Source organism: Dyella flava (assembly GCF_016904955.1).
Taxonomy (GTDB): Bacteria; Pseudomonadota; Gammaproteobacteria; order Xanthomonadales; family Rhodanobacteraceae; genus Dyella_B; species Dyella_B flava.
On record NZ_JADIKE010000028.1, the window covers coordinates 23004 to 36152 of the forward strand.

Annotated in this window: 8 protein-coding genes; 7 read left to right on the top strand and 1 reads right to left on the bottom strand. The window is 61.8% G+C overall.

Features of this window, described 5'->3' with window-relative positions:
- The first annotated feature begins 41 nt into the window (after nt 1-41).
- The 7 genes from ISP19_RS04295 to ISP19_RS04325 all read left to right on the top strand — a co-directional run bounded on the left by ISP19_RS04295 (nt 42) and on the right by ISP19_RS04325 (nt 11161).
- On the top strand, nt 42-1181 hold the full coding sequence (locus tag ISP19_RS04295) for an efflux RND transporter periplasmic adaptor subunit (RefSeq protein ID WP_284384665.1): 1140 nt from the start codon (nt 42-44) through the stop codon (nt 1179-1181).
- On the top strand, nt 1178-4354 hold the full coding sequence (locus ISP19_RS04300) for an efflux RND transporter permease subunit (protein ID WP_204680115.1): 3177 nt from the start codon (nt 1178-1180) through the stop codon (nt 4352-4354). Before ISP19_RS04295 ends, ISP19_RS04300 begins: the two co-directional genes overlap by 4 nt.
- A gap of 14 nt (nt 4355-4368) precedes the next feature.
- Nucleotides 4369-5838, top strand: coding sequence for an efflux transporter outer membrane subunit (locus ISP19_RS04305; RefSeq protein ID WP_204680116.1), 1470 nt, complete (start codon nt 4369-4371; stop codon nt 5836-5838).
- A gap of 86 nt (nt 5839-5924) precedes the next feature.
- A complete protein-coding gene (locus tag ISP19_RS04310) occupies nt 5925-7085 on the top strand; it encodes a VirK/YbjX family protein (RefSeq protein WP_204680117.1) in 1161 nt (386 codons plus the stop codon).
- A 14-nt stretch (nt 7086-7099) separates the two neighbouring features.
- Entirely contained in the window at nt 7100-7630 is a 531-nt protein-coding gene (locus ISP19_RS04315; RefSeq protein WP_204680118.1) for an RNA polymerase sigma factor, read from the top strand.
- Nucleotides 7630-8634 carry a FecR family protein gene (locus tag ISP19_RS04320; protein ID WP_204680119.1) on the top strand — a complete coding sequence of 335 codons (1005 nt, stop codon included), beginning with the start codon at nt 7630-7632 and terminating at the stop codon, nt 8632-8634. Before ISP19_RS04315 ends, ISP19_RS04320 begins: the two co-directional genes overlap by 1 nt.
- Before the next feature lie 130 nt (nt 8635-8764).
- Nucleotides 8765-11161, top strand: a complete 2397-nt coding sequence (locus ISP19_RS04325; protein WP_204680120.1) for a TonB-dependent siderophore receptor — start codon at nt 8765-8767, stop codon at nt 11159-11161.
- 47 nt (nt 11162-11208) lie between these two features.
- Here the strand turns inward: ISP19_RS04325 and ISP19_RS04330 are convergent, their stop codons facing one another.
- The gene (locus tag ISP19_RS04330) at nt 11209-12585 is read right to left on the bottom strand and encodes an outer membrane protein transport protein (RefSeq protein WP_204680121.1); all 1377 of its coding nucleotides are present in this window, start codon (nt 12583-12585) and stop codon (nt 11209-11211) included.
- Nucleotides 12586-13149: the final 564 nt, after the last annotated feature.

Here is a 13149-nt window from a genome sequence, read left to right on the forward strand (position 1 = left end):
TCCCCCGCGTCACCCATATCCCCTTTCCCCAGGAGCGGTTTGTGAATAACCAACCATCCCCTACGCCTCGCGGGCTGACGCGCAGGCATGTCTGGCTGCCATGCGCTCTGGCTGCTGCGCTGGTTTTACTGGCCGGTTGCGGGCGCCACGCGCCGGAGGCTGACGCGGCAACCCCGGTGATCGCGCTGCCGGTGCAGGCCGCCGCCGCCGTCACGGCTGGCCGCTTTCCCGGCGAAGCGCACGCGCGCTACGAAATGCCGTTGTCGTTCCGCGTGGGCGGGCAGCTCAGTGCGCGTTACGTCAATCCGGGCGACCGGGTGAAGCAAGGGCAGGCCCTGGCGCAACTCGACCCCACCGACGCCAGCAATCAGCTGGCAGCGGCCAAGGCGGCACTGGAGGCGGCCCAGCATCGTCTGCTGTTCGCCACCCAGCAGCGCGACCGTGACGAAGCCCAGTCCAAACAGAACCTGATCAGCCAACTCCAGCTGGAACAGACCGAGGACAACTACGCCTCTGCCCTGGCCGCACGCGACCAGGCGCAGCAGCAGTTTCAGCTGGCCCAGAACCAGTCGCGCTACACCACTCTGGTGGCGGATCACGATGGTGCGATCACCAGCCGGCAGGCCGATGTGGGGCAGGTGCTGGCGGCCGGGCAGGAGGTGTTCGGCTTCGCCTGGTCGGGCGAGCGCGAGGTGTATCTGGACGTGCCGGAAAGCCGGATCGACGGCGTCGTCACCGGCCAGCCGGCCACGATCAGCTTGCCCGCCTTGCCGGGGCAGGTGCTGAGCGGGCATGTGCGCGAGATCGCACCGGCCGCCGATCCGCAATCGCGTACTTATCTGGTCAAGCTGACCATCGATCAGCCGAGCAGCAGGCTGCAATTGGGCATGACGGCGGATGCCGTCCTGCAAGGAACCCAGCCGTCCAAGGCCGCCGTGAGCATTCCGGCCACGGCCTTGTTCCATCAGGGCGAACATCCTGCGGTGTGGGTGGTGCGTCCCGCCGATTCCACCCTGGAGCTGCGCAATGTCACCGTTGCCCGCTACGGCGAGCGCGATGTGCTGGTCACCGATGGCCTCAAACCCGGCGAACGGGTGCTGATGCAGGGCGTGCATACGGTGTCTGCGGGCGAAAAGGTTGCGCCGATCGCGCCGCCGCACGCCGAGGATGCACCGCAATGAGCAGCCAGGAGCGGTTCAATCTCTCAGCGTGGACGCTGCGCCATCAGTCCCTGGTGTTTTTCCTGATGGGGATGATCGCGCTGTTCGGCCTGCTGTCGTACAAGAACCTGTCGCAATCGGAAGATCCGCCGTTCACCTTCAAGGTGATGGTGATCCAGACGTTCTGGCCCGGCGCCAGCGCCAAAGAGGTGCAGGAGGAAGTCACCGACCGCATCTCGCGCAAATTGCAGGAAACGCCGGCGATCGATTTTTTGCGCAGCTACTCGCGTCCGGGCGAATCGTTGATCTTCTTCAATATCAAGGATTCGGCGCCTGCTTCCATCGTGCCGGAAACCTGGTATCAGGTGCGCAAGAAAGTCGGCGACATCGCTGCGCAACTGCCGCAGGGCGTGCAGGGGCCGTTCTTCAATGACGAGTTCGGCGACGTCTACACCAACATCTATGCGCTGGAAGGCGACGGCTATACACCGGCACAGTTGCACGATTACGCCGATCAGTTGCGCGCCGAACTGCTGCATGTGCCGGGCGTCGCCAAGGTCGATTATTTCGGCGACCAGAATCAGCACATCTACATCGACATACCGAATGTGCAGCTGGCCAAGCTCGGCATCAGTCCGCAGCAGATCGGACAGGCGATCAACGAGCAGAACGCCGTGACATCGACCGGGGTGCTGACCACGCCGGATGACCGGATCTTCGTGCGGCCGAGTGGTCAGTACGACGACATGAATGCGTTGGCCGATACGCTGTTGCACATCAACGGCAAGAGCATTCGCCTCGGCGATCTCGCCAGCCTTCGTCGCGGATACGACGATCCGCCCAGCCAGGTGATGCGCTTCATGGGCCAGCAGGTGCTGGGCATCGGCATCACCATGCAGCCTGGCGGCGATGTGATCCAGCTCGGCAAGGCGCTGGATCAGGAGACCAGCACGCTGCAAAAACGCCTGCCAGCCGGGCTGAAACTGTCGGAAGTGACCAGCATGCCGCGTGCCGTATCGCGTTCGGTGGATGACTTCCTCGAGTCGGTGGCCGAAGCGGTGGCCATCGTGCTGCTGGTGAGCCTGCTCAGCCTGGGTTTTCGCACCGGCATGGTGGTGGTGATTTCGATACCGTTCGTGCTGGCGGCCACTGCGTTGTGCATGGATATCTTCGGCATCGGCTTGCACAAAGTGTCACTGGGAACACTGGTGCTGGCGCTCGGCTTGCTGGTGGACGATGCGATCATCGCGGTCGAAATGATGTCGGTGAAGCTGGAGCAGGGGTGGGGCCGGGTGCGTGCGGCGGCCTTTGCGTACACCAGCACGGCCTTCCCGATGCTGACCGGTACGCTGGTGACGGTATCCGGGTTTCTACCGATCGCGCTCGCCAAGTCGGGCACCGGCGAATACACGCGTTCGATCTTCGAAGTGTCGGCGATTGCCTTGCTGGTATCCTGGCTGGCGGCGGTGATCGTGATCCCGTTGCTGGGCTATCACATGCTGCCGGAACATCACGAGCAGGCAAAGCCGGGACAAGAGTGGTGGTCGCGTTTCCTGCCGCAAGGCTGGCGCGAGGCGCGTGCGGCGAAAGCCGCACCGGTGGTGCATAACGGCGACGACATCGAGATTTACGACACGGCGTTCTATCGCCGCTTTCGGGGCTGGCTGGACTTCTGCCTGCGCAATCGCTGGCTGGTGCTGGCGTCTACCGTGGTGTTGTTTGTGATTGCGCTGGCGGGCTTCGGGCTGGTGCCCAAGCAATTTTTCCCGAGCTCCGATCGTCCGGAATTGCTGGTCGACCTGCGTTTGCCGGAAGGCGCGTCGTTTGCGGCGACGTTGCGGGAAACCAAACGCTTCGAAGCGGCCATCCAGGGGCGCAAGGAAATCGCCAGCTACGTCAGTTTTGTAGGCAGCGGCGCGCCGCGCTTCTATCTGCCGCTGGACCAGCAGCTGGCCCAGCCGAACTTCGCGCAGTTTGTGATTACTGCCAAGGACGTGAAACAGCGCGAGCAGCTGGCGACGTATCTGGATGGCGAGCTGAAGCGCGATTTTACTGCGGTGCGAAGCCGGGTCAGTCGCCTGGAAAACGGTCCGCCGGTCGGGTTCCCGGTGCAGTTCCGCGTCGATGGCGACGACATCGCCACGGTGCGCGGCATCGCCGAACAGGTGGCCGCGGTGATGCGCGCCAATCCCGACACGACCAATGTCCAGTTCGACTGGGATGAGCCGGCCGAGCGTTCAGTCCGTTTTGAAGTCGACCAGATCAAGGCGCGCCAGCTCGGCATCAGTTCGCAGGACATCGCCAACTTCCTGGCCATGACCTTGTCTGGCACCACGGTGACGCAGTATCGCGAGCGCGACAAACTGATCGCCGTTGACCTGCGCAGCACGACTGGCGACCGCGTCCATCCGGACCAGATCGAGCGACTGGCGATTCCTTCGCCTAATGGCACGGCGATTCCGCTGGCGCAGCTCGGTCATGTCACTTACGGGCTGGAATATGGCGTGATCTGGGAACGCGACCGCCAGCCGTCCATCACGGTGCAATCGGATACGCGTCAAGGCGCGCAAGGCCTGGATGTCACCAACGCGATCGATGCCAAGCTTGCCGATATCCGCAGTCATCTGCCGGTGGGTTACCGCATCGAGGTGGGCGGTTCGGTGGAGCAGAACGAGAAAGCGCAGAGTTCGATCAATGCGCAGATGCCCTTGATGGTCATCGCGGTGCTGACCTTGCTGATGATCCAGCTGCAAAGCATCGGCCGCACCTTCATGGTCGTGCTGACCGCGCCGTTGGGCCTGATCGGCGTGATCGCTGCGCTGCTGCTGTTCCATGAGCCATTCGGTTTCGTCGCGATGCTCGGCACGATTGCCATGTTCGGCATCATCATGCGCAACTCGGTGATACTGGTGGATCAGATCGAACAGGATATCCGCGCGGGCCATCCGCGCTGGGAGGCGATCATCGGTGCAACCGTGCGCCGCTTCCGCCCGATCACCTTGACGGCCGCCGCGGCCGTGCTGGCCTTGATTCCCTTGCTGCGCAGCAACTTCTTCGGCCCAATGGCGACCGCCTTGATGGGCGGCATAACGGTCGCGACCGTGCTCACCTTGTTCTACCTGCCGGCGCTGTACGCGGCGTGGTTCCGCGTGCGTGCCGACGAGCCGACGCCCGAACCGGAGGTAGTCGTATGAAGCCTGGAATCATCATGTCGTCGACACGCATAACCCTGTTGGCCGCGGCGCTGGCCTTGACTGGCTGCGCCTTCGCGCCGCCGGCCAAACCACCCGCGCCGCCTTCGCCCCTGCATTACGCCGTGGAGCCCACGCCTGCCGACAGCGCCAAGGCGGATGGCGTAGCCCAGCATTTCAGCCTCGGTGCGCGCGCGGTGCCGGCGTGGTGGCGCATGTACAACAACGACACCTTGAATGCGTGGGTGGGTGAAGGGCTGCGCAACAACCCTTCGCTTACCGCAACCCAACACACACTGCAGGCTGCGCATCAGCTGTTGCGGGCGCAAGTGGGCGCGAACATGTTGCCGACCTTGGATGCGCAGAGCCAGGTCAGCCGCCAGCGCGCAATAGGGTTTCCGGGTCTGGGACCGCCGACCAATCTCTACGACGTCTATGCCGGCCAGTTTGCGTTGAGCTACAACTTCGACCTGTTCGGAGCAACCCGTCATGGCATCGAGCAGACCGCGGCACAAGTGGATCAGCAGTCTTATGAGTTTGATGCGGCGAAACGCGCGCTGGCGGCGAATATCGTAATAGCGGCGATCAATGCCGCGTCCTTGGCCGAGCAGCTGGATACCAGCGAGCGCCTGTCTGTGTTGGCGCATCGGCAGGCGGATCTCACCGAACACGCCTACCAACTCGGCGCGGCGTCGCACGATGATTTTCTGTCGGTGCAGCAGCAGGCGGCGAGCATCGATACCTCGATTCCCGGCCTGCGTGCCCAGGCGTTGCGCGCGCGACATGCGTTGGCGGTGTTGATGGGGCGTACGCCGGATCAGGCGCCGTCGAATCTTCGTCTGGCGGATCTGCAATTGCCGACGGATGTGCCGGTGAGCGTGCCTTCCGAGCTATTGCAGCAACGTCCGGATGTGCTCGCGGCGGAAGCTGCGGTACATGCAGCTTCTGCGCAAGTCGGTGTTGCGACCGCCAATCTGTTTCCGCATATCTCGTTGTCGGCGTCGATCGGTACCGCGGCCTTCAATCCATCGAACGTGTTTACCGCCGCTGGTTCGATCTGGAGCGCGGGAGTCGGGTTGACCCAACCGATCTTCCACGGTGGCGCCTTGATGGCGCAGCGCAAGGCGGCCATTGCCGATTACAACGCTGCACTGGCGCATTATCAGCAGGCGGTGCTCAACGCGTTCCAGAATGTGGCCGATACGCTGACCGCCTTGGACCAGGATGCGTTGGCGCTACAGGCGGCGAGCAGCGAAGCAGCGGTTGCCGAGCAGTCGTTCAACGACACGGATGCGCGCTATCGACTGGGAGCGGTTTCCTATCCGGAAACGGTGCTTAGCGAGCAGCATCTGCAAAATGCCCGGCTGGCGCAGATCCAGGCCAGGGCGGCTCGCATGACGGATACGGCGGCGCTGTTCCAGGCGATGGGGACGCCGTTTCCCATTTCCGAAAGTAGTTCGTCTTCTATTCGGGCGATCCGAAGGTAGTCCCTGTGGGGGAGAGGATTTCAAAATCGAGGCGCTGATACGTCTTTAGGAGACATGTTGAATGAACGTCTCCTGGGGCGAATGCCTTGAACAAGCCAAACCATCCCCCTGCCGGTGTCCTGGGTATCGGCATCGAAGCTTTTCTTCCATCGGGCGTGTATGCGCCGGACTCACGCCGCCCGCGTCGTGCGCAGCGGTCCTTGGTCGAAAAATGCATGGCTGCCGCGATGCGGTGCGCCGGTGTCGCCGATGCCTGGCGCGACAGTGGGCTGGCGAACATGCTGCTGTCCTTGCGCGACCGCGGGGATTGGAGCGGCCCCTGGTACAAGCGTGGCGTGACGGCACTGAAGTACATCGTGCGTAGTGCCTGCATGCCGTTGCGGCAGGCGCGTTTTCTATCGTTTATTGCCGCTCATCCGCAGATGCGCGTTTACCGGCAACGCGACCCGCGCTTGCTGGAGCGTCACATGCATCGTTACGTCAATGCGACTTGGCGTCGGCATCAACGCGTGGAGCAGGTGCATCGGCACTATCGCTTTGCGTTGACGCATTTGCCGAGCGGCCTGTTTGATCTGGTCTATGGCCTGGGGCGCGCCAGTTTGGGAAGCCTGATTGGCAAGGACGGCTCGGTGTTGACCCTTTGCATGCGGCCGCCGATTTTGAAGGGTTGCGAGGGTGAGCTGTGCCTGCAGCTTTGCGACGCGAATGAAAATCCGCTCTACAGCATCGTCTTTACCGTGTCGGATGAACAACCCGCGATCATGATCGGATGCCTGCAAGGCCCGCGCGGCGAACACGCCAGGGCACGGGTTCGCGAGCTGACCCGCAATATGTACGGCATGCGGCCCAAGCAGCTGATGTTGTCGCTGGTCTATGCGTTCGCGCAGCATTACGGCATCAGCAAGCTGCTGGCGATCAGCAATGATGCGTATCCGTTACGCCGCAGCGGCCGTCCCCTGTACGCCGACTACGATGCGTTCTGGACGGAACAGCATGGCCAGCCGGCCGAGGGTGGGTGGTATGTCTTGCCTTCCACCCAGATGCACAAGTCGGAAGCGCAGGTGCCCAGCCACCACCGCTCGGCATTCCGCCGGCGCGAGGCGTTCCGACGGCAGGCCGAGCAGTTGCTGACCCAGGCCTTGGAACAGCCTATACCGGCATTGCCAGCGTTTCTGGTGCAGGAGTGCCTGGTGGCGGTCGTCCCGTCATTGCAAAACCACCGTGCTGAAACGTCTTGGGTAAGCTAGGCGCAACGGCCCCTATGGCTATGAATACGGTAACGCTGTCCGTGCACGTGGACGAGATCGAGAAGCTCTTCCGTGAGCATAATCGCGCCCTGGTTGCCTTTCTGCAGTGTCGGTTGAGTTCGCTTTCCGACGCGCAGGAAGTCGCGCAGGAGGCGTACCTGCGCGTCCTTACGATGGATAACCGTGAAGAGATCGAATCCCTGCGCAGCTATCTGTTCAAGATCGCCGGCAATCTGGCGATCGACCGCTTGCGCAAGCGCAAGGTACGCAGTGATTTCGCCGCGGTGCAGGCCAGCGACGAACCGGTGGGCGAGTCCACGCCGGTGCATCACGCAATGGCGGTGGAGCAGGTGGCGGGTATCCGGCGCGCGTTGCGCGAGTTGCCCGCCAAGGCCAGCCAGGCTTTTGTCATGCATGTGATTGAAGGACGAGACTTCGGAACCGTCGCGCAGACCATGAACCTCAGTGAGCGCATGGTGCGCTATCACGTCGCCAACGCGCTGGCACATTGCCGCGCGCGGGTGGACGAGAAGGAGATGCCGTGATGGCGAAGAACAGGCAAGACGACATGTTGCATATCGCTGCCGACTGGTGGGTGCGCCTGCGCGCTCCGGATGCCTCGGCGGACACCATGGATCAATGGCTGGCATGGACCCAGGAAGATATCCGCCACCTGGAAACCTTCGAGCGCGTCAACGAGCTGGCTTCACGGCTGGATTCGCTGGACACGCTGTCGCGCCAGAGCCTGATCAAGGCCTTTGCCCAGCCACCCGCGCCGCGCCGTCCGTGGTTGCCGCTGGCAGCGGCAGCATCGGTGGCCATCGTGATGCTGTCGGGTGCGATGTACCTTGCATGGTCGAATAGGGAAGGTGGCGTCCACACCCGGGTTTACAACAGCGCCATCGCGCAAAACCGCAACATCACCTTGTCGGATGGAACGCAGGTTGCGCTGGGTGCGGCGTCGACCATGACCACGCAATTCAGCCAAGGACAGCGTCGCGTCGACTTGAAGAATGGTGAAGCCTTCTTCCAGGTCGTGCACGACCATAGCCGTCCATTCGTGGTGAGGGCGGGCGATATCTCGGTGCGGGACATCGGGACGGCATTCGATGTGCGCCGCACGGGCGAACGCGTCACTATTGCAGTGACGCAAGGGCGGGTCGAGATTACCGATGTCAACCAGAAACCGGGCGAAACCAAGTCCGGTGCGCTGGAAGTGACTGCCGGACAGTTGGTGTCGTATGACCCGGGCACGTCGAGCATGACGGTTGGCAGCATCACGCCGGAGCAGGCCACGGCATGGCGCGATGACCGGCTGGAGTTCATCGACGAACCACTCAGCGTGGTGATCGCCAATCTGAACCGCTATAGCACGCGTCCGCTGCATATCGCGGACGGCGATCTTGGCAAACTCAGTTACACCGGCAGCATCCGCACCGATGCCATCGATAGTTGGCTGGATGCCCTGCCACAAGTATTCCCTCTGCGGGTGAGTAATGAGGGTAATCAGGTGATCCTTTCCGACGTTGAACGCGCGCCGCGTCGCTAGGCTGCTTGCTTCTTCCTTACGGAGTATGCAGAAGAAGATTAGGACTGGAAAAAATGCCATATCCGAGGCGTGAAAAGCGCCGCGCCACATGTCAGACTCATGACCTCTGCGTAGGGTTAATCTGTATGACATGAGCCGGTTTGCCTGGCTGCCAGCTTACGGCTGCCTGACATGGATGTTTGCTGTGAGCAATGCCTGCGTGGCATCGGTCTATGCAGCGGAGCAACCGGTCGGCATGCGTTTCACCATTCCTGCCCAGCCGCTTTCCAGCGCGTTGATCGCGTTCGGCAAGCAGGCGAATGTGCAGGTGCTGACGGCCGGGCAGACGGTCGACGCGCTGCGTTCGCACGATGCAACAGGTACCTTCGGTGTCGAAGCCGCTTTGAGCAAACTGCTCGAAGGCACCGGTATGACGTATACCTTCGTTGATGCGCGTACCGTTGTCATCAAGCCCGGTACAGCAAAGCCCTCCACACTCCGTGCTGCGTCGAGCACGCAGGCCGTCACGCTGCTGCCGATTCAGGCCATCGGCCTGGTGGGCAAAGACGAAGGTTTCATGGCGGACGTAAGCAGTGGTCCGACGCGTACCGTGTCCGATCCACTCGACGTTCCGCAGTCGGTGGGCATCGTCACGCAGGGCTTGCTGCAATCGCAACAGGTCCAGACCATCGCCGAAGCCATCCAGAACGTAGCGGGTGCGCAGTATGTCGATGGTTCAAGCGGTCTGCCGATTTTCGACGTACGTGGCTTCACCACCGGCAACGGCATGACCGATGGCATGCCGAACAACATCATGGGTGTCGGCGATTTCCCGCCGATGATCGGCGTGGAGCGGGTGGAGGTGTTGAAGGGGCCGGAAGCCATCCTCGGCGATACCTCGGCGTACAACAATTTCGGCGGCTTGATCGATGTGGTGTTGAAGAAACCGCAGCCCGAGGCGATCCATCAGCTCACCTTTTCGATCGGCGAGCATGGTGAAAAGCAGTTGGGCGTGGATCTTGCCGGTGCGTTGAACAACAGCAAATCGCTCAGCTATCGCCTGGTGATGAACGGTGATTTCTCCGGCAGCACGCTGCAAGGCGTGCACGGAAAGCGCGATCGCTATGTGGCGCCTTCGATTGGTTGGTCTACCGCCAAAACAACCCTGGTCGCGGGCGTGTCCTGGATGATGAATCACACGCCGATTCCGGATCACACCATCCTGCTGGATGGCACGCTGTCGTCCGCCGCGCCGCCGGGCGTGCGGCTGGATAATCCGGGTGATAACACGGCGGTCGAGACTCGTCGGCTGTACTACATGCTGGAACATCGCTTCAACCCGATCCTGTCGTTCCGCAGCCGTGCACAGTACGTGCGCGAGTCCATCGATTCGCAATATTGGCTGATGGATGGCATGCGGCCTGACGGCGATGCAACGGCGACCGCGCAGGATTACCGGACCTCCGATGCGTACTACGTCCTGCAAAATGATGTCACGGCATCGTTTGGCAATAGCTGGATGCAGCACGCGATCGTGCTTGGCTTTGATTATTCGCGAATCCAGCTTGGCAACGGCTACTACGCCTTCAGCAACAATGGCGAAGGCATGCCGTACAACATCTTCACCGGAGGGCCACTGCCGCCGGCTGCATCGGCGCTTTCCGCGAACGATTACGCCAACGGCTATTTTTCGGGCGAAGCATGGACTACGGAAACGGGATTGTTCCTGCAGGACCAGGTTGCCCTCGGCTCACATTGGCAGGTACTGGTGGCATGGCGGCGTACGGGATACGAACTGCAAACCGAATACCCCGATGGCACACCCTGGAACCAGCGTCGAGTGCAGTGGGTACCCAACTATGGCGTGGTCTACAAGCTCACGCCCAATATGTCGATTTACGCCAATACGTCCAACGGCTTTCAGCCCGATACAGGGCTGGGCAAGGACAACCGTCCGTTGCCGCCGGCCTTGTCGCGACAGATCGAACTGGGCACCAAGTTAGACCTGTTCCAGAACAAGGCACGCCTGACCGTCGCGGCTTACCGCATCATGCTGAACAACAGCGCGGATCTTTTTTCATTGCAGCCGCCGTATTACTTCATCAGCGGGCCGGGGCAATCGAACAAGGGTGTCGAGGTCGAATTTAACGGCGAGATCGCCCCGGGCTGGGATGTCAGCGCGGCGCTTACCAATGCGCTGATCCACAATGATGATGGCTCGCTGCCGTTAGGGGCGTCGAGGCGGCGCTTCAATCTATGGAGCAGCTACACGTTCCAGCACGGCAGCTTGCGTGGTTTCGGCGTGGCCGGCGGTGTGCTGGCGCGCAGCAGTACCTGGGGCGAGCTGTCTGACTACAGTGCTTACATTCACATCCCGGGACAAGCCAGTGTGGCGGCCAATGTCTTCTATCGCACCCCTCGCTGGAGCGTCACCCTGGGAGTGAAGAACCTGCTGGACCGCACTTTGTACGGACCGCAATTCGACGAAACCTTTGTGCCATTCCTCAACCGTCGAACCTACTTGCTGAGCGGCTCGGTCGACTTTTGAGCGGTACTCCCACTCCATGTGGCGGAGTGGGAGCGGTTGTCCGCAGATCAGAAATGATACGTGCCGGTGATGCTGACCACGTCGCCGGAGTCGGCGAAGTAGCCATCCATTGTGGCGCCGCCGAGTATCGGCTGGTCGACCAGGTGCACCGGCGTGTTGCTGACGAATTGGTGCTGATAGCCCAGATCGAGGCTGACATGGTCGGTAGCTTTGTAGCCGACACCGACGCCGAGCAGTTTGCGGGCGCCATCGGGTACGCGCGGGTCGCGGCTGAGGATGACGGTCGGTGTCTGGTCATAGCCGATACCGCCGCGCAGGGTCCAGCGCTCGTTGAGCTTGTAATCGCCGCCGACGGCGAACAGATAGCTGTCCTTGTATTCCTCGGGCAGCGAGAGCAATTGCTGGCCGTTCGACATCAGCACCAGGTCCTGGAAGGTCGACCATTGCGTCCACTTGACGGTGGCGGCCATGGTGAGGTTGCTGTTGAACGAGTGCAGCCAGTCCAGGCTGGCATAGGCCGGCGTATCGAACCGTGCGCTGGCCGAGGCACCATTCGGATTGATCGTCGGCAGGCTGGGATCCAGCTTCGGTGCAAGGGCCAGCAGCGCCTTGCCTTCCGCGCCGCCGTAGACCGCGTAGTTACCAGCCAGCGTGTTCTGGATACGCGAGTGATAACTGAAGCCCAGGCTGTCCTGATCGGTCGGCTTGAATTCGAAACCACCGAAGTAGCCGACGGAGAAGGTCCGCTTGACGTCGACATTGAGCTGTTCGTCGTCCTGCTGTGGCGGCAGTGGCAAGCCGAACAGCGCCTGCGCCGCGCCATTGGGATCAAGGACGGTGTTGAGCTGCGCCTTGGTGCGCTGGCCGGACACACCCACGCCGAGCGAGAAGCGGTCGTTGAGCTTGAAGGCGGCCGACAGGCTGGCGTTGATGGATTCAAGATCGGTGCGGGTGCCGAAGTAACGGCCTTGCCAGGTCGGGTTGTAGTCGCTTTCCAGGCCGTAGGGCACCGTCAATGCGCCACCGAGGGCAAACCAGTTATTGATCGGGGCGACCCAGGCGAGGTTGGGAAAGGGGATGAACTTGTCGAACCCGTTCGGGTTGTTGCCGGTGGTCGGGGCGCCGTCGATGGTCTGCGTTTGACCGTTGAACTGCGCCGAAGGACGAATCATGGTGGCCGTGGCCTGCAGCACCGGCGCGCTGAAGAAAGCCATCGCTGCCGGGTTGTTGAAGGCCGCGGTGGGATCATCGGGGAACAGCGAGCCGCCAGCGTTGGCGCGTGCCCATCCGGCAGCGTTGTCGGTAGGCAGCTGGAACGCACCCGCCTGGGCCACCACCGGAACGGCGAAGGCGGATACCACAGCCAGGGCAAGGACAGCACGGGCACCGTAGCGGGTCATCTGGGGCTTGGAATGTTTGTTCATGTGTTCTCCTCTGACGGCGGGGCGGGTACGACGCAAAGTTTCGGTACACAGCGTGAGAGAAATGTGAGCTTGCCTTACGGGAATCTCATCGCGGGCTTCACAATAACATTACAAGCGCAATAGGGAAGCCGGGACGAAAGTCCGGCCGGATGACATCCGTTTTCGCTGCAAACGCACATGAAGGCGCAACGTGGCGCTGGTGGCGGCAGAAAAGCTGGCTTCGCGGCTGTCGGTGCTTGAGGAAGATGATTTTCCGCTGTCAGCGCATTAATGCATGTGGGGTCATGCGCTTGCCCACCGGCGAGCGTTTAAAGCAAGCCGTGTTGATAACCCGGCTTGCTTGAGGGGTGGGCGAGCGTGTCACACCAAATCACGATGATGCGTGCGTGTGCATACGCAACATACGCGCGCAGGTCGCCGTAACGATTGCCGCGCATGTGCATAAACGCCGCAGCGCGTTTCCATTTGTCCTGCCTTAACTCGAGGCAAATGCGGGCGAGAACGAAGCGATAAACATTTAGATCGATGTATCACGCGGCGAAGTGTGATGCATGCACGTGTGTT